19 protein-coding genes and 1 pseudogene are annotated in these 17015 nt (G+C 65.0%); 8 read left to right on the top strand and 12 right to left on the bottom strand.

Translation table 11 applies throughout. The features are described from left to right. Positions 1-68: 68 nt before the first annotated feature. Together GQY20_RS28605 and GQY20_RS28610 are read left to right on the top strand one after the other, a co-directional pair. Positions 69-1082: a bile acid:sodium symporter family protein gene (locus GQY20_RS28605; protein WP_157220588.1), complete on the top strand. Its 1014-nt coding sequence runs from the start codon at positions 69-71 to the stop codon at positions 1080-1082. Positions 1083-1138: 56 nt separating this feature from the next. Next, on the top strand, positions 1139-2125 hold the full coding sequence (locus tag GQY20_RS28610) for an MBL fold metallo-hydrolase (protein ID WP_157220589.1): 987 nt from the start codon (positions 1139-1141) through the stop codon (positions 2123-2125). Between the two features lie 161 nt (positions 2126-2286). Here the strand turns inward: GQY20_RS28610 and GQY20_RS28615 are convergent, their stop codons facing one another. Next, positions 2287-3405 carry an FUSC family protein gene (locus GQY20_RS28615; RefSeq protein ID WP_157220590.1) on the bottom strand — a complete coding sequence of 373 codons (1119 nt, stop codon included), beginning with the start codon at positions 3403-3405 and terminating at the stop codon, positions 2287-2289. Between the two features lie 205 nt (positions 3406-3610). Between GQY20_RS28615 and GQY20_RS28620 the strand changes: the two genes are divergently transcribed. Continuing rightward, positions 3611-4879 (top strand): aromatic ring-hydroxylating oxygenase subunit alpha, encoded by a 1269-nt coding sequence (locus GQY20_RS28620; RefSeq protein ID WP_198351265.1) that lies wholly within the window; start codon positions 3611-3613, stop codon positions 4877-4879. A 348-nt stretch (positions 4880-5227) separates the two neighbouring features. Here GQY20_RS28620 and GQY20_RS28625 read toward each other — a convergent pair whose 3' ends face one another. The 3 genes from GQY20_RS28625 to GQY20_RS28635 form a co-directional block, all read right to left on the bottom strand. Then, complete coding sequence (locus tag GQY20_RS28625; protein ID WP_157220592.1) at positions 5228-6118, bottom strand: Coq4 family protein; 891 nt, start codon at positions 6116-6118, stop codon at positions 5228-5230. 142 nt (positions 6119-6260) lie between these two features. Then, the gene (pip, locus tag GQY20_RS28630; RefSeq protein ID WP_157220593.1) at positions 6261-7223 is read right to left on the bottom strand and encodes a prolyl aminopeptidase; all 963 of its coding nucleotides are present in this window, start codon (positions 7221-7223) and stop codon (positions 6261-6263) included. Positions 7224-7260: 37 nt separating this feature from the next. Beyond that, on the bottom strand, positions 7261-7851 hold the full coding sequence (locus tag GQY20_RS28635) for a TetR/AcrR family transcriptional regulator (protein WP_232476307.1): 591 nt from the start codon (positions 7849-7851) through the stop codon (positions 7261-7263). A 28-nt stretch (positions 7852-7879) separates the two neighbouring features. Between GQY20_RS28635 and GQY20_RS28640 the strand changes: the two genes are divergently transcribed. The 3 genes from GQY20_RS28640 to GQY20_RS32895 all read left to right on the top strand — a co-directional run bounded on the left by GQY20_RS28640 (position 7880) and on the right by GQY20_RS32895 (position 10394). After that, positions 7880-9334, top strand: coding sequence for an 8'-apo-carotenoid 13,14-cleaving dioxygenase (locus GQY20_RS28640; protein ID WP_157220595.1), 1455 nt, complete (start codon positions 7880-7882; stop codon positions 9332-9334). 123 nt (positions 9335-9457) lie between these two features. Next, positions 9458-10183, top strand: a complete 726-nt coding sequence (locus GQY20_RS28645) for an energy transducer TonB (RefSeq protein ID WP_157220596.1) — start codon at positions 9458-9460, stop codon at positions 10181-10183. A gap of 88 nt (positions 10184-10271) precedes the next feature. Next, a complete protein-coding gene (locus GQY20_RS32895) occupies positions 10272-10394 on the top strand; it encodes a hypothetical protein (protein WP_269769794.1) in 123 nt (40 codons plus the stop codon). Between the two features lie 71 nt (positions 10395-10465). Here GQY20_RS32895 and GQY20_RS28650 read toward each other — a convergent pair whose 3' ends face one another. Then, positions 10466-11434 (bottom strand): TIGR03557 family F420-dependent LLM class oxidoreductase, encoded by a 969-nt coding sequence (locus tag GQY20_RS28650; protein WP_157220597.1) that lies wholly within the window; start codon positions 11432-11434, stop codon positions 10466-10468. A gap of 168 nt (positions 11435-11602) precedes the next feature. Here GQY20_RS28650 and GQY20_RS28655 point away from each other — a divergent pair, with 168 nt between their 5' ends. After that, on the top strand, positions 11603-11887 hold the full coding sequence (locus tag GQY20_RS28655) for a hypothetical protein (RefSeq protein ID WP_157220598.1): 285 nt from the start codon (positions 11603-11605) through the stop codon (positions 11885-11887). Between the two features lie 6 nt (positions 11888-11893). Here GQY20_RS28655 and yihA read toward each other — a convergent pair whose 3' ends face one another. The 7 genes from yihA to GQY20_RS28690 all read right to left on the bottom strand — a co-directional run bounded on the left by yihA (position 11894) and on the right by GQY20_RS28690 (position 16198). Then, on the bottom strand, positions 11894-12529 hold the full coding sequence (gene yihA, locus GQY20_RS28660; RefSeq protein WP_157220599.1) for a ribosome biogenesis GTP-binding protein YihA/YsxC: 636 nt from the start codon (positions 12527-12529) through the stop codon (positions 11894-11896). Continuing rightward, positions 12526-14217: a membrane protein insertase YidC gene (yidC, locus tag GQY20_RS28665; protein ID WP_157220600.1), complete on the bottom strand. Its 1692-nt coding sequence runs from the start codon at positions 14215-14217 to the stop codon at positions 12526-12528. The genes yihA and yidC overlap by 4 nt, the downstream gene beginning before the upstream one ends. A gap of 18 nt (positions 14218-14235) precedes the next feature. Beyond that, complete coding sequence (yidD, locus tag GQY20_RS28670) at positions 14236-14448, bottom strand: membrane protein insertion efficiency factor YidD (RefSeq protein WP_157220601.1); 213 nt, start codon at positions 14446-14448, stop codon at positions 14236-14238. Beyond that, positions 14445-14771, bottom strand: coding sequence for a ribonuclease P protein component (rnpA, locus tag GQY20_RS28675; protein ID WP_157220666.1), 327 nt, complete (start codon positions 14769-14771; stop codon positions 14445-14447). Before rnpA ends, yidD begins: the two co-directional genes overlap by 4 nt. Then, on the bottom strand, positions 14768-14902 hold the full coding sequence (gene rpmH, locus GQY20_RS28680) for a 50S ribosomal protein L34 (protein ID WP_015459770.1): 135 nt from the start codon (positions 14900-14902) through the stop codon (positions 14768-14770). Before rpmH ends, rnpA begins: the two co-directional genes overlap by 4 nt. Positions 14903-14992: 90 nt before the next feature. Further along, positions 14993-15307, bottom strand: coding sequence for a hypothetical protein (locus GQY20_RS28685; protein WP_232476309.1), 315 nt, complete (start codon positions 15305-15307; stop codon positions 14993-14995). Between the two features lie 72 nt (positions 15308-15379). Next, a complete protein-coding gene (locus tag GQY20_RS28690) occupies positions 15380-16198 on the bottom strand; it encodes an aspartate/glutamate racemase family protein (RefSeq protein ID WP_157220603.1) in 819 nt (272 codons plus the stop codon). Between the two features lie 155 nt (positions 16199-16353). On the opposite strand from GQY20_RS28690, the pseudogene GQY20_RS28695 reads away from it, so the two are divergent. Then, a pseudogene (locus GQY20_RS28695) lies at positions 16354-16998 on the top strand (magnesium chelatase domain-containing protein); the annotation flags it as partial. Positions 16999-17015: the final 17 nt, after the last annotated feature.

The raw sequence follows: 17015 nt of genomic DNA on the forward strand, positions 1-17015 counted from the left end.
TCATGGTGATCGGGATTGTGCATTACCGATGGCGGTCATAGCTCGGCGGCGCAACCGGGAGCCTGCCCATGTCCAGCGTTCGCACCTTTATCGCCCGCCTGCCGATCGATCCCTATCTGCTTCTACTGTTGGGTACGGTAGGCCTCGCGATCCTGTTCCCAGCACGCGGTGCGGGAGTCGCGGTCGCCAATGGCGGAGTCTATGCCGCGGTCGCGGCGCTGTTCTTCCTCTACGGCGCACGGCTCTCGCCGGCGGCGATCTGGGCCGGCCTTTCGCACTGGCGCCTCCAATCGCTCGTCTTCGCCAGCACCTTCCTTCTGTTCCCTCTGATCGGGCTGGTGACCGGCAGGGTCGTGCGGCCTTGGTTGCCGCATGACATTCTAGTCGGGCTCGTGTTCCTTTGCGTGCTGCCGTCCACGGTGCAGTCCTCGATCGCGTTCACCTCGATTGCGCGCGGGAACGTAGCTGCAGCGCTGTGCAGCGCGTCGCTCTCCAACCTCCTCGGGATCGTGCTGACGCCGCTGCTCGTCTCGCTGCTGCTGCCGGCCGCTGGCGCCGGTTTCTCGGCCCATGCTCTCGAGGATATCGCGCTTCAGATCCTGCTGCCCTTTGCGGTCGGGCAGGCCGTGCGGCCCTGGATGGGCAATTGGCTGACACGTCATCGCACGCTCACCGCGATCGTCGATCGTGGCTCTATCCTCCTGGTCGTCTATGCCGCCTTCAGCGCCGGCATGGTCGCTGGAATCTGGACGCAGCTTTCGGTTGCCAGCGTGCTGCTGGTGCTCGCCATAGATCTGGTGATGCTGGCCATCGTCATCGCCACCACCACCGGGGTGAGCCGCTGGCTCGGCTTCTCGACGGAGGACGAGATCGCCATCGTCTTTTGCGGATCGAAGAAGAGCATGGCGGGCGGCATTCCCATGGCGGCGATCCTGTTTCCGGGCCACGCCGTCGGCCTGATCGTGCTGCCGCTGATGCTGTTCCACCAGGCCCAGCTCTTCGTCTGCGCGACGCTGGCCCGCCGCTATGCCGCCCGCGGAGCGCGGCCGGCTACCGTGCACGCGGCGCCGGCTGCGGCCTAGGTCTTTTCGGTCGGCGGGCGACACCCCATCTCCGCGGCACAAGCAGCGAGGGACGATTGGCCGAGAATCCATATTATCGCGGGCCCCGGAGCGATCATTTCGACGGCCTTCGCTTTTTCAATCCCGACCATGCCGAAACCGATCGTGGCCTCCGGGACATGCTGCGCTGGAAACTGCGGGAGAAAGCGGCGGTTTGGCCGGGCGAGGTGGCGATTCGCCCGGTCGTGCCGGATCCCCACGTGGCGGGGCTGCGCATCACCATGGTCGGCCATGCGACGCTGCTGATCCAGGCTGCGGGCGTCAATCTGCTGACCGATCCGCTCTGGTCCGATCGGGCGAGTCCCTTGTCCTTCGCCGGTCCGCGGCGCGTGACGGCGCCGGGCATCGCCTTCGCGGATCTGCCGCCCATCCATGCCGTGCTGCTTTCGCACAATCATTATGATCATCTCGACGTCGCGACGCTGGCGGGGCTCCATACCGTGCATCGCCCGTTGATCGTGACGCCGCTGGGTAACGATGTGATCGTCCGTCGTCATATCCCGGATGCCCGGCTTGCCACCGGAGACTGGGGGGACGGCGTCGACGTGGGAGATGGCGCGCGTGCGCACTTCGTGCCGGCCCATCACTGGTCGGCACGCGGAACGCGGGATCGCCGGATGGCGCTCTGGTGCGGCTTCATGCTCGATACGCCTGCCGGGCGCGTCTATTTTGCCGGCGATACGGGATATGGCGATGGTGAGATCTTCCGGCGCATGCGCGCAGCCTATGGCTCCCCGGATGCCGCGCTGATCCCGATCGGCGCTTATGCGCCGCGCTGGTTCATGTCCGCCCAGCATACCGACCCGGAAGAGGCGGTCCGCATATTCGACGATCTGGGGGCCAAGTTTGGCATCGGGATCCACTGGGGTAGCTTCCAGCTGACGGACGAACCGCGCGAGGAGCCGGCATATCTGCTTCGCGCGGCGCTGGCGGGGCGAGGCATCGAACAAGATCGCTTCCCGGCAGGGCAGCCCGGCGACATCTTCGATGTAGCGACGGGATGATATGCGGCGGCGGCCTTGTGCTGGATGCGCATCGCCCCGCCTGGCGGGGGAACCAGACGGGGCGGAACGCAACTGCGAAGACCGGTGAGCGGGGGGGATGAAGCCGGTCCTCGGGTTCATGAACTCGTCGCCGCGGGACGGGTTCCACGCTTTCGCAAAGATCAGTCCTCGGGCACTGCTTTGCCGCTCGAAGCCGCGCTGGCTGGCCCGGGGCGCTTGCCCGTCGCGATCTCCCCGATCCGTTCGGCCAGGTCGGCGAAGTCGCGGTGCAGCCGCTCCAACGTGAAGGCGAGGCCGAAAACGCGGCCTGCATCTTCGAAGTCGAGATCGCGGGTGAGCCCTTCGTGGCGGATGCCGTCGAACATATCCGCAAAGGCGTGCCGCTCTTCCTCGTCTTCGCTGCGCACCACCGCAGTGCCCGTGCGCAACGCGGCGGCACAAAGCGCCGCGAATTTCGCTTCGGCACGCAATTGCTCGGCCGTGGCCGGCGCCAGGACGGGCGCAACGGCTTGGGGCAAGGGCTGATCCAGCGTACGGCCGATCAGCACCAGATCGTTGCGCACGCGCCACAGCGTGCGGGCGAGGGCGGGCGAGAGGGCGTCCTCGGAGAGGCGGGCGCGATGTTCGCGGCCCGAGTCGGCAACGGCATCGTCTACCGCGGCCAGCTTCTTGCGGAGCGCGACATGGCCGCTGACGAAATAGGCCGCTTCGCCGCGGGTGACGGCCGCGGCCTTTTCCAGCAGGATCGCCTCGATGCCGTCCAGCACCGCAGCCGCCCGTGTCGCCACTACCCCGCGCGAACGGGCGGGAAAAAGCAGCAGTGTAGCGAGAATGCCGATCAGCCCGCCGAGCATGATCTCGATCACCCGATCAACGACGAAATATTCGGCGCTGAGGCCGGGCGGGCGGCTGAGCAGCACGATTGCGGCCGTCACGGGAGCGATGCGAAGTCGCGGCCGCAGCGCCGCGGCGAAGGCGGTGACGCCGATGACGATCCCCAGCACGATCGGGAGCGCCGGCCCCTCCGCAGGCGCCAGGAGCGCACCCATTCCTCCGAACAGCGCGCCGGCGAGCGTGCCCAGCAGTCGATCGCCTGCAGCGCCGAGCGTGCCGCCGACCGAACCCTGCATAACGATCACGACGGTGAACACCGCCCAATAACCCTGGGGCAGATGCAGCCATTTGTAGAGGATGAAGGTGACGAGCGCGGCCAGCGCCACGCGAAGGGCCTGTCGGCATTCCGCTTTATGTCCGAACAGCTTTGCCAGCGCCGTCTTCATGGCCTCGCCCTGCCGCCTGGCGGCTGGCAGCGCAACCGTCCTGAACGAAGGTGGAGCTTTTAGAGCATGCTCCATTTTGAGATGGCGCCCCAGGTTCGGTTCCGATATTCTGCGGCTGCCCGGCCCAGCCGATCGGCGCCAGCCGGCCAAACGCATGATCACGACCATAATCATGGCAACGCGTACCGAGCTTGGGAGAGAAGCGATGGAGCAGGCGAGCGCAGCGCTGGTGGAAGCGCCGGCTGAAAAGATTGGCCTCATGGGAGAGATGATGGCCGAGGCGGGGAAGCGCTTCGGTCACGTAAAAACGGCGACGGCCGATGCAGAACTGCTGCAATCGCTGAGCGAGCGGTTGCTGAAGCTGATCGGAAACAAACGGCCGGACGAAGCGCCGACCTACATCACCGTTCCGGCCTCGGCCTATCTCGATCCTGCCCATTTCGCACGAGAGAAGGCCGCGATCTTCGACAGGATGCCGATTCTCGCCTGTCTCTCCAGCGACATCGCCCATGCCGGCGACTATCGCCGCGTGCAGGAGCTGGATACGCCGATCATCGTCACCCGCACCAGGAAGGGCGAGGTGAAGGCTTTCGTCAACGGCTGCCGGCATCGCGGCGCTGCGCTCGTCTACGACGATGCCGGCAATGCCAAGGGCGGCTTTCTCTGCCCTTATCATGGCTGGGCTTATACGGACGAAGGCGATCTCAAGGGCATTGCCTGCCCCGAGGCGTTCGAAGGGCTGGACAAGAAGGAGCATGGCTTGGTTCAGGTGCCGTGCGAGGAACGGCACGGGCTCGTCTTCGTCTCACCGCGTGCCGACGCGCCGCTGGATCTCGATACTTTCCTTGGCCCGGATCTCGATCGCGAACTGGCGCTGTGGCAATTCGACAAGGTCACGGGTGCGCGCTCGGAGCCGGTGGCGCTCAAGGGCAATTGGAAGCTGGTCTACGACACCTTCCTGGAAAGCTACCATTTCGCTCAGGCGCACAAGAACAATCTTGCGACCTTCTATGTCCCCAATGTCAACACCGTGGATCGCTTCGGCAAGCATCAGCGCATCGCGGTGGCGAACCGCACGCTGCCCGATCATGTCGCGGCACATGCGCCGGAGGAGCGGCAGCTCCAGGATCATCTGCTGATCGCCTATGTGCTGTTTCCCGGCATCGTGCTGATCAACAGCCCGCAGATATTGGAGGTGTTCCGCATCTTCCCGCAAAGCGTCGACACCACGATCGTCCAGCACAGCTGCTACAGCAAGCTACCGGCGGAGATGAACGGCAATGACGGCTTCTTCGAGATGGTGTGGCAGAGCGCGCACAACATCGTGATGAACGAGGATTTCCCGTTCGGCGTGACGACCGCCCACCGGGCGCTCGCATCCGGATCGATCAAGGAGCTGATATTCGGCCGCAACGAACTGGCGGTGCAGAACAACTATGCCGTGATCCGCGAGACGGTCGACGCCGCCGGCTGATCATCCCGCTTCCTCCGGAAGGCCACGGGCGCAGCATCGCCGGATCGCGGTGCTGCGGCATAAGGTCGGAATGGACCTGGAGCGATATCGAAGCGCGTGGATTCGCCTGCCGGCTCGGAAATCGCGGTATCCGAAAAAGTGAGCAAAGGATGACTTTGGATTGAATTGAGCTCGTCGTACCAGCGGGAGCTGGGATCGCTATCCACTTCGAGCGGCTAGCCTTGTCGACGGCGATCCCAGCTTCCGCTGGTATGAGGTATCAACGAACGTCGTGATGCTCCAAATGAAAAGCCGGACCCGTTGCGCTGAACGAGCCCGGCTTCGTCATGACCGGATCTGGCGGGCGATTTATTCGGCGGCCATCGCCGTCGCGCCCGGCTGATTGTCGTTACGCGGATCTTCGCTGACCGCGGTCGTCCAGTCCCAATAGCCCGACGGCGGCGCGCCGGTGATGCCGAACTCCTCGCGGATGTCGACGATCTTCCAGTCGAGATAGTCGCGATAGGGGATGATGAAGAGGGGATGCTTCCAGGTCTTGCCCTGTGCGATCCCGATTTCCTCGGCCTCCAGCTCCACCTTGTAGCAGTCCGGATAGAAGAGGCTGCAGCGCATTTTCGACTTGGCCAGCAGGAAGGCGCCGGTGCGGAAGAAGAAGGCAGCCAGCTCGGGCTTGAAATAATTGTAGACGGCGCGCTCGTTCGCCTTGAGCAGAGCGATTTCACCGGCATGGTTGGTCTCGAAGCCGGTGATCATGTGCTCGATATCATGGGTGGTCGAGCGTTCCTTCATCATGAATTCGAGGTCCGTCTGGATCTCCATTCCCTGATAGAAGAAGTCCATGCTCATGCCGCTGTTGGTCACGAAATCCCAGATCACGTGACGCAGCGTGCCCGGCTCGGCACCGTCGAGTTCCTCTTGCTTGAAGAGCGAGATCTTGCGGCCTTCCAGCCATGCCTTGAACTCGGGGAGGCGCTGCTTCTCCTCCTCCATCAGCTGGACGATCCGGCCCCAATCCTCATGCTCCATGAACATCTTGACCATGTCGGGGATGTAGGCGGTGTTGGGCAGGTCGGCACCGTTCCGGCGCAGCATCTCCTGACCCATCATCTCGCGGAGCTTGGGATTGTTGAGATAGGGCGACGAGCTGATCAGCGTCGAGCTCTCGGTGGTGAGCTTCGGCCCGGATCCGTTGAAATAGGCCAGTTCGGCATCGCCGATTTTCGACGAGACGTCATTCATTGCTTCTCTCCCAAAGCGGACGCGCTGTCCGCGGACGGCGCGAGGGCGCCGCACGGGGCATCACAATTTAGGAACTACATTCCGAAACGTTGCGAGGCAAGTGCAATCGCGCGGCGGGCGATGAGCGGCCGCTTCCCGCCTCTCAGCCCGCTTCGGATGGTTTGCCGGCATAGCGGTCGGTGGCACGGACGAGCCGGTCGAGGATTCCCGGCTCCGAATAGGCGTGGCCCGCGCCCTCGATCAGGTGAAAATCCGCCTCGGGCCAGGCCTTGTGCAGCGCGTAGGCGTAGCGCGCGGGGCAGGGCATGTCGTAGCGTCCGTGGACGATGGTGCCGGGAACGTGCCGGATCCGGCCGATGTCGCGAAGCAACTGGTTCGGCTCCAGCCAGCAGCCGTTCATGAAATAATGGACCTCGAGCCGGGCGAAGGCGAGGGCGTAGTGGCCTTCGTCATGCTGCGCCGCACGCCCCGCATCGGGCAGCAGCGAAATGGTCTCGCCTTCATAGAGGCTCCAGGCGCGGGCGGCGGCCACCTGAACGTCCGGATCGTCGCCGGTCAGCCGGCGATGATAGGCCGCCATGATATCGTGCCGCTCCGGCTCCGGAATGGGCGCCACGAACCGCTCCCACTTGTCCGGAAACATTTCCGAGACGCCGAACTGATAGAACCAGTCGAGCTCCGGCTGGGTACATGTATAGATGCCGCGCAACACCAGCTCGCTTACCCGCTCGGGATGCGTTTCGGCATAGGCCAGCGCCAGGGTGGAGCCCCAGGAGCCGCCGAAGACCAGCCAGGTCTCCGCGCCGGCGAGAGCACGGAGCCGCTCTATGTCCGTCACCAGATGCCAAGTCGTGTTCGCCTCGATCCCGGCATGCGGGGTCGATCGGCCGCAGCCGCGCTGGTCGAACAGCATGACGTCATACAGGTCCGGATCGAACAGGCTGCGATGCTCGGGCGCGATGCCGCCGCCTGGTCCGCCGTGCAGGAAGACGGCCGGCTTGCCGCCGGGCATGCCGCTCCGCTCATAATAGATGCTGTGCCCCTCGCCGACGTCGAGCATCCCGCTCTCATAGGGTTCGATCGGAGGATAGAGAGTGCGCAGCATCGGTTCGTCTCCCCTGGACCGGAAGGACCGATACCTATCAGGTGCAACTGCCGGGATCGATCACCTCTTCGATCAGCGCGTCGCTCGGTGCGATCTGGCCATCGAGCATCAGCATGGCGAGGCCATGGACCTGCGACCAGGCCCGCACGGCACGAATCCACGCGGCGCGGCTGTGCGGGTCGTCGTTGACCGCCGCGGCGGCGTTGGCGCGCAGGAAAGCCATGGCCTCCACTTCCTTGCCGCTCTCTTCGGATGCCGTGAGCGGAGGCGACGCGAAGATCATCCGGAACAGTGCCGGATTGGCGAGCGCGAAGCGGACATAAGCACGCCCGGTGGCCGCGAAACCGGCCGAGCCGCCGCCCGCGGCGTCCGCGGCCTCATGCTGCGCGCGGGCGAGGCGGGCGAGCCCTTCTTCCGCCAGTGCGCGCATCAGCGAGGCTTTGTCCGGAAAGTGACGATAGACCGCCGTCGCGCTCACGCCGACGCGCCGTGCTACTTCGCGTAGTGAAACATCCTCAACCCTCCGTTCGGCCAGCAGGCCGAGGCCGGCGTCGACGAGGGCGGCCTTGAGGTCGCCATGGTGATAGCGTGGCCTTCCAATGTTGACACTGTTATCATCTGGGATCATGGTAACGGTGTAAACATCGGAGGATGTCATGGGAAGCCGAGTCGAAACGCTGATCCGATCGACCGTCACCAAAGGTGTCGAGGCCGTTGCAGCCTTCAACCGCAGGCGCCTGCCGACGGAGGGCGAACATCCTTTCCTCACGGGTATTCATCGCCCGATGAGCGTGGAGCTGACGTTGAACGAGCTGGAGGTGGAGGGCGTCATTCCAGCGGCCCTGGACGGGCGCTATCTGCGCATCGGGCCGAATCCGGTCGTGCCTGATCCTGTCGGCTATCACTGGTTCATCGGCGACGGCATGGTGCATGGTGTGCGCCTCGCGGACGGCCGCGCGCTCTGGTATCGCAACCGCTGGATCCGCTCCAAGGCAGTGGGCGCCGCGTTGGGCATCCAGCAGGCGCCGGGGCCCCGGCATGGCAATTTCGAAACTGTCAATACCAACGTCGCCGAGATTGCGGGCCGCACATGGGCGCTGGTCGAAGCGGGAAGCTATCCCGTCGAGCTGTCCGAGACTCTCGACGAGCAGCGTTACAACCCGTTCGACGGCACGCTGGCCGGGTCCTTCAGCGCACACCCGCATCTCGATCCCCTGACCGGCGAGCAGCATGCGATCTGCTATGAGGCCACGCAGCCGGGCGAGGTGCGCCACGTCGTGATCGATCGTGCTGGGCATGTCATACGCGAGCTGGCGATCCCCGTGACGCACGGCCCGATGATCCATGATTGCGCGATCACGGCCCGCTACGCGATCATCCTCGATCTTCCCGTGACCTTTTCGATGAAGGCGCTGATCTGCGGGCATGGTCTGCCCTATCGATGGAATCCGGATCATCCTGCTCGCATCGGTCTGCTGCCACGCGGCGGTGGGGCGGAAGATATCATCTGGTGCCCGGTGACGCCGGGCTATGTTTTCCACGTTGCTAACGCCTATGATCTGCCGGACGGGCGACTGGTGGTCGACGTCTGCGCCTATGAGACGATGTTCGATGGCGATGCGAAGGGCCCTGATGCGGCGTCGCGCGGGTTGGAACGCTGGACGATCGATCCGGTCGCGCGCAGCGTTTCGATCCGGACGATCGATTCCGCCCCGCAGGAATTTCCACGCGTCGACGAACGCTTTTTCGGCCAGCCATATCGGTACGTCCATACGATCGCCCTGGCACCGGATGCACCCGAACGCTTCGGTCCCGGCACATCGCTCTATCGCCACGATCTGGAGACCGGAGGGCGGGCGGTTCACGAATTCGGCCCGGGGCGCCATCCGGGCGAGTTCGTCTTCGTTCCTGCTGCGCCGGACGGTGCGGAAGGGGAGGGGTGGATGATCGGTCTCGTCGTCGATGTTCCGCGCGAAGAGACCGAGCTCGTCATTCTGGATGCCATGCGTTTTGCGCAGGATCCGGTTGCGCGCATCCATATCCCGCATCGCGTGCCGCCCGGTTTTCACGGCAACTGGCTCCCGGCCGCGCAGGCCGCGCGCCGGACGTAGCGAGCGGCGGCGGGAACGTCCGCTGCGGGATGGATGTTGTCCGCGAAGGGGCGGAGACGCTCGATGCGCGGATGGCGGACAAGGCAGGACAGGCGGCACGGCTGGTCGTCGAGGCCGGAAAAAATGAGCCGCTTCGTCGATCGTCCCCGCGGCGCCGAGCGCTTTCTCTCGGCGTTTACGGTGCTGCTCGTGCAGGCGCTGCTCGGTTATGTGCTGGTGATGGGATTGCGCGGCGAAAGGCCCGCCGCGGGATCGGATGCGCTTGCGATATTCACCGTCCTGCCCGAGCCGTCGCCGCCCCATGAACGCCGGGGCGAGCCGCCGCGTCTGCCCGTCCATGGCCCTTCCGGCGCGCGGCATGATCGTGCGCGCCGTCCCGCGCCCGTCTTCGCCCCGCCGCCGCTGGTCGCGCTGGCGCCGCCTCCACCGGTGATCGTTGCTCCGATGCCTGCGACGGATACGGGCCAAGCCTTCGGCCCTTCCGATCGTGCCGGCTCCGGCGCCGGACAGAATGGAGCCGGTACGGGCCGCGGCACGGGTTATGGTTCGGGCGAGATCGCGATCCGCGCCCGTCTCATGAAAGGCCGTTTCAGGGATTCGGACTTTCCGCGCTCGGCGCGCGATGCCGGGACCTTGGCCATTCGCGTGCGCTATGTGGTACGCCCCGACGGCCGCGTCGGGACGTGCGAAGTCGTCCGGCCAAGCAGCTATGTCGAGCTGGATGCGATCACCTGCCCCATCATCCAACGCCGTTACCGCTTCGAGCCGGCCCGCGATTCAGCCGGACGCGCGGTTGAGGAGGTCAAGGAAGAAACGGAAGGCTGGCGGCCATCCGATCCGGCAGACTGATTGCTTTGTTCGATAATTCTAAGAAAGAATGATCGAATGACGCGATCAGCCTTGTTTCCTATATGCTCCTCCCGAAGGGAGATGGTTCATGACATCTATCGGCAGGGAAATCGGTGTTCCTCTGGAGCGGTTCACCGGCAATCGCCAGTTGCTGCTCGGCGCGACTCTGGCGGTGCTCGGCGTTGCGAGCGCGGTGCTTCAACTCATATGATGCAAGGGCGCGCCCATCCCAGTGAATTCTATCCAGCAAAGGCATCTGCCTTTGCTGGAGACCCGATCCGCTCAGGCGGTTAGCACGCCCAGCTTCGGCTTCAGTTCGCGCTGATAGAAATCGATGAAACCGGCTTGATCCGGCCCGATGCCGGTCAGCACGACATGATCATAGCCCGCATCTATATATTTTCGGATCGCGGCGAGATGGCGTTCGGGATCGGGGCCGGCGGCGATGCTTTCGGCCAGGTCGCTAGGGCGCATATAGCGTGCGGCCGCTTCGAAGCCCGCCGGGTGCGGCAACTCGCTGTTCACCGCCCAGCCGAAAGCCGAGAAGCTGAAGCGTCGATAGGCCATCTCCAGTGCTTCTTCCTCGGAAGACGCATAAGCAAGCGCGACTTCCGCATAGCGAGGACCATCCTTCCCGGCTTTCTCGCGGAAGCCGGAAACGAAATCGGGATTGGGCTCCGTCGCCATGATCCCATCGGCCCTTTCCGCCGCCAGAGCGATCGATGCGGGGCCGCTGACGCCGACCATGATGGGAATCGGCTGGTCGGGAAGATCGTAGAGCCGGGCGTGATCGACGGTGAAATGGGTGCCGACATATGTATGGACGCCCCCCGACCACAACAGCCGGAATATCTCGATCGCTTCGGCGAGCATCGCGTGCCGCTCGGGCGCGGACGGCCAGCGCGCGCCGGTCACATGTTCGTTCAACCGCTCGCCTGCACCGACGGCGAGGGTGAAGCGGTTTCTGCTCAGCAGAGCCACGGTGGCGGCCGCCTGGGCGATGATGGCGGGATGGTATCGGATGATCGGGCAGGTGAGACCGGTCGTGATCGCGATCCGTGAGGTGGCCTGCGCGATCGCGCCGAGCACGCTCCAGGCGAACGGCGAATGGCCCTGTGCGTCGAGCCAGGGGTGGAAATGGTCCGAGAGGGAAACGAAGTCGAAGCCGGCGGCTTCGGCAAGGCGCGCATTTTCGACGAGCGCCAGGGAGCCATGCTCCTCGCTCATCAGCTTATATCCGAATCGTGTCATGACGATCTCCGCATCTTGAAACGTCATCAATGCGGAAGGCGGCGCTACGATCCCTGCCGGATTTGGCGACGGATCGCTAAGTGGTTGCCGCTTGACCCATTTTAATGCGCAACCGATCGGTAAGGCACATATCCGCTGCGGTGGGGTGACCCGCGGCATGAGGTCGCCATGAACGAGACAATAGTCCGATCGGCATTTGGAGTCATTCTCACCCGCGTCGAGCGGCGGGATGCGGCCGGAGCCCCGATCACCGAATATCGCCTGTCGGCGCCCTATGGCGTGCCCGCGCAGACCTTTTCCAATTTCGCGGATGCGGATGCTGCCTGGCTGTTTTCGCTAGGAGGAGATCCTGCAGCAAAGCCGTCTGACGAAGCGGCGCCGCAATTGCCGCGCTCGCTGGCCGATGCGAAGCCGCGAGGCGTGACGCTGACCCCGGATTCCTCCCAGGGCTGAGCCGGCTCAGAAGATCGCTTCTATCACGGCTGCGCGCAGTTCGGCGATACCCAGACCGCCTTCGCTCGATGTCGCCAATACCTCGGGGTGTGCCGCGGGGCGCGTACGCGCCTCCGCGACGGTGCGTTCCGTCACGGCCGCCAGTTCCGTCGCCTTCACCTTGTCCGCCTTGGTCAGCACCAGCCGGTAGGAGACGGCCGCATTGTCGAGCATCTGCATGATCTCGCGATCGACGTCCTTGATGCCGTGGCGGCTGTCGATCAGCACGAGCGTGCGTTTCAGCACGCGGCGCCCGCGCAGGAAATCGTTCACCAGATGGCGCCAGCGCCGGACCATGTCCTTGGGCGCCTTAGCGAAGCCGTAGCCGGGCATGTCGACGAGACGGAAGACCGGCGGCGTGCCCACGTCGAAGAAGTTCAGCTCTTGCGTGCGGCCCGGCGTGTTGGAGGTGCGGGCAAGGCCGTTACGGTTCGTCAGCGCGTTCAGCAGCGAGGATTTGCCGACGTTGGACCGGCCGGCAAAAGCCACTTCCGGCACGTCCGGATCCGGCAGGAACTGCAGCCCAGGCGCCGATTTCAGGAAACCGACGGGGCCTGCGAAGAGCCGCCGTGCGGCCTCCACGGCCTCGTCGTCGAAGCTCATTTCGCCTGAGCTTCCTTCAGCGCCGGATGCCGGCTGTAGAGCAGCTTCTGCTGCCCGATCGTAAGCAGGTTCGAAACCACCCAATAGAGCTGCAGACCCGCCGCGAACGGCGCCATGATGAACATGAACACCCAGGGCATGATCGCGAACACCTGCTTCTGCGATTCGTCCATCGGGGTCGGATTGAGCTTGAACTGGAGATACATGGTGATGCCGAGCAGGATCGCCAGCACGCCCAGGTGCAGGAAGCCCGGCGGCGTGAAGTTGAGCAGGCCGAACAGGTTCAGCGGGGTCAGCGGATCGGGCGCGGACAGATCCTTGATCCACAGGATGAAGGGCTGATGCCGCATCTCGATCGTCAGCATCAGCACCTTGTAGAGCGCGTAGAAGATCGGGATCTGGATGAACATCGGCAGGCAGCCGGCGACGGGGTTGACCTTCTCCTTCTGGTAGAGGGCCAGCATCTCCTTCTGCAGCGTCGCCTTGTCGTCCTTATGGCGCTCCTGCAGCGCCTTCATCTTCGGCTGGATCGCGCGCATGCCGGCCATGGAGGCGAACTGGCGCTGCGCCACCGGGAACATCGCGCCCCGGACGATCAAGGTCAGCAGGATGATCGCCACGCCGAAATTGCCGGTCACCTTGAAGATCGTATCGAGCAGCCAGAAGATCGGTTGTTCGAACCAGTAGAACCAGCCCCAATCGATCGCGCGATCGAACTGGATGATGCCGCCCTTCTCATATTCGCGCAGCGCGTTGACTTCCTTGGCACCGGCGAACAGGCGGGTGCTGGTGCTCAGCACCTTGCCCGGCGCGACGATCGCGGGTGCGCCGCTGATATCGGCCTGGTAGCGATTTCCTTCGAAGGCGCGGAAGCCCGAGGCAGCCTGGCCCTGGTTCGCCGGAACGAGCGCGGTCAGCCAATATTTGTCGCCGAAGCCCAGCCAGTCGCCATCGTTGAAGCGCACGCCGCCGGCACCGGCCGCGTCGACGTCCTTGAAGTTGACGCTGTAATTGGCCGCCCCGCCGAATGCGCCGATCGGGCCGGTGTGCATGGTCCAGGTGTCGGGATCCTTAGAGATGCCGACCCGCGAGATCAGGCTGTAAGGCTTGATCGCGATGGCGCTCGCGCTGGCGTTGGACATGCTCTGCGTGATGCTGAACATGTAATTGGCATCGATCGCGATGCGGATCGCGAAAATCTGGCCGGCCGGATTGGCCCAGCTCAGCGTCACCGGCTTGGCGGGAGTCAGGACGTTTCCGTCGGCCTTCCACAGCGTATCCGATGCTGGCAGGGCAACGCCGTCCCCGGTCCAGCCGAAGGACGCGAAATAGGCATCTTTGGTGCCGCTGGGCGCGAGCAGGCGCACGGGCGGCGAATCCTTCGCGATCGTCTCGCGGTGCGAGACGAGCAGCAGATCGTCGATCCGCGCGCCCTTGAGATTGATCGATCCTTTGAGGCGCGGCGTATCGATCGCGACCCGCGGGCCGTCGTTCAGCGCCACCGCGACGTCGCGGACCACTTCGGGCGCCGGTGCGCCGGGCGGCGCGACGGGAAGCTGCTTGCCATCGACGATCTTGGTTGCCGGCGGATTCGCCGTCGGCAGGAAGCGCGGCGCCAGCAGCATCCAGCCGATCACCACCAGGGCCGACAGGAAGATCGCCAGGATGACGTTGCGGTTATTATCCACGCAGCAGGACCCCCAAAATCACGGTACCGGATCGAAGCCCGAGCCGCCCCACGGATGGCAGCGCAGGATCCTTTTGATCGCCAACCAGCTTCCATGCACCGCGCCGTGGCGGGTCCAGGCCTGGATCGCATAAGCGGAGCAGGAGGGTGTGAAACGACAACTCGGCGGCAATATGGCCGAGGGACCCCATTGCCAGAGCCGCGCGATCAGAATGAGCAGGCGCGCGATCATCGCTTCGCCTTGGCGAGCGCCTTGGACAGCTCGCGCTTCAGATCCGCAAAGCCGCGTTCGATGCCGCTCGACCGGCCGATCAGCACATGATCGGCGCCGGGCATTCCTTCTGCGGGCAGCAGCTCGCGTATGAGTGCGCGAAAACGCCGCTTCATGCGGTTACGCACAACCGAGCCACCGATCTTCTTGGTCACGGTGATGCCGAAGCGGATCGCGGGATCGCCGTCGTTCCGATGTCTGGCAAGCAACACGAAGCCGGGCATCGGAACGCGACGCCCGCCATTCGCAGCCAGGAAGTCCGCGCGTTTGCGGAGGACCGTCAGGCCGAAAGGGTCTTGCGGCCGCGCGCGCGGCGGGCCGCCAGCACCTTGCGTCCGCCCGGCGTCGCCGAACGCGAACGGAAGCCGTGACGGCGCTTGCGCACGAGGCGGCTCGGCTGAAAGGTGCGCTTCATCGCTCATTCCTCAAAAACGTCTGAATGCAAAAGGGCCGCCGGTGGGGCGGCCGCTGTCGGGGGGCCGGATAGGCAAGGGCGGCGGGAAAGTCAATCGCCCTCTATGGCCGGCCGGGCTTCCGCCACTGCCTTTTCGCGCTGTGCGCGACGTTTCGCGCTTTTGCGGCGCAGCCCCCAATCGGCCCATGCACCATGCCGGGGCCAGCGGCGCTTGAAGCGGACATAGCGTCGCCGCACCCAGGCGGAGTTGCGCAGCAGGAGCGTGAGGCCGGCCGCGAAGACGAAGACGCCCCCTGGCCCGGGCAGTGCGCCGACGATCGGGGCAAGAATCAGCAGCAACAGGCCAAGCGCCAACATGGAAAGCCGCCAGCCTTCGGTGCGCCTCAGCGCGCGCCAGGAATCCATCAACCGCATTGCCCAGCGATGTGGCGAGCGATGGCGGCCGGCGCAAGCATGATCGCCCGATCCGCGGCACGATCAGCCGAGGAAGGCGTCCCGGAAGCGGACGCGATCTTCCGCCGAGAGCCGCGTTCCGGCATGCACCCTGCTCGGAATCTGGTAGCCGAGGCCGTTTTGCATCGCGACCGCCATTTCGGCGGTCTTCACCGCGGTCGTGAGCGGATTGACGATGGGAATGCGGGCGCCGCGATGCTCCAGCATGTGGAAGCCGGCATTGCCGCAAATCTGGCCGAGTCCGCCGCAGGCGAGCACGACGACGTCCGCCCCTTCGTCGATCATCTCGCGCGCCTGCGCGCTCAGGCGGTCGATCATCGGAGCCGGATCGGAGAGCGCTTCGCCGAAAGACTGGACAAAACGCCGCCGCTCGGCGCGCACGCCGTTGGGGATCAGCCGGTCGCCGAGGCCCAGCTGTTCGATCTGGCGCGTCACATAGCTCACCTGTCCGGGCATGTCGGGCACCAGCGCCCCGAATTTCGCGCCGAGCGTGGCGGCCCAGGCGAAGGTGGGCTCGCTGAGGCCGAAGACGGGCGTTTCGATCAGCGAACGGATCTGCTTCAATCCGGGATCGTCGAAGCAGTTGATCACGAAGGCGTCGAAGCCTTCCGTATCTGCTTCCAATATCGTGTCGATCACCGCGCCGCCGATCAGAAATTCATAATAGGCATTGCGATGATATTCGAGACCGTCCGGACCCAGCGTCAGGCCGGCGCGAGGCGCGCGGAAGGCGAGCTCGGTGTCGGCGTGCAGCACGCGCCGGCAGATGGTTTCCACGCTCTGGCGGGATGCCGCCAGATAATCCTCCGGCACCGGCACGATGTTGGCGACGCATAGTCTCATGGCCCATCTCCCGCTCATGCCGGCCTTTGGCCTGGCCGTGCCGCGCTATCCGATGGCGCGGGCCGGCACAATGCGAACCACGTCGCTTCTCTTTCCGCGCCATCGACTCGGCGCGGCTTTCATGGCTAAGAGGATATGGGACAGAGGGGGAACAAATGGTTGCGCATGTCGCCACGGTGGCATTTCTGGGGCTGGAGGCGCGTGCGGTCGAGGTGCAGGTGCAGATCAGCGCCGGCGTTCCGGCCTTCGTCGTCGTGGGTCTTCCGGACAAGGCTGTGGCGGAAAGCCGCGAACGGGTGCGTGCCGCCCTGACCGCGATCGGCCTGGCCTTGCCGCCGCGACGGATCACGGTGAATCTCTCTCCGGCCGATCTCCCCAAGGAGGGATCGCATTATGATTTGCCGATCGCGCTCGGCCTGCTCGGCGCGATGGGCGTGGTCGATGTCGAGACGCTTGCTGGCTATGTGGTTGTCGGCGAACTGGGCCTGGACGGCCGGGTGATGCCGTCGCCGGGCGTGCTGCTCGCCGCTCTCCATGCGTCCGAACGCGATCTCGGCCTCGTCTGTCCGGCTGCGCAGGGATCGGAAGCGGCCTGGGCGGGGTCGGTGGAGGTGCTCGCTGCGCCGGATCTCCTGTCGCTGCTCAATCATTTCAAGGGATCGGGCCAACTCGCGCCGCCGCTGCCGGGCGAAGCCGAGGCGCCCGTGCGCGGGCCGGATCTGGCGGAGGTGAAGGGGCAGGAGACTGCCAAGCGCGCTCTCGAGATTGCGGCGGCGGGCGGCCACAATCTGCTGATGGTATGCTAGGTGTTATCCTC

It is taken from the genome of Flavisphingomonas formosensis (assembly GCF_009755815.1).
GTDB lineage: Bacteria > Pseudomonadota > Alphaproteobacteria > Sphingomonadales > Sphingomonadaceae > Flavisphingomonas > Flavisphingomonas formosensis.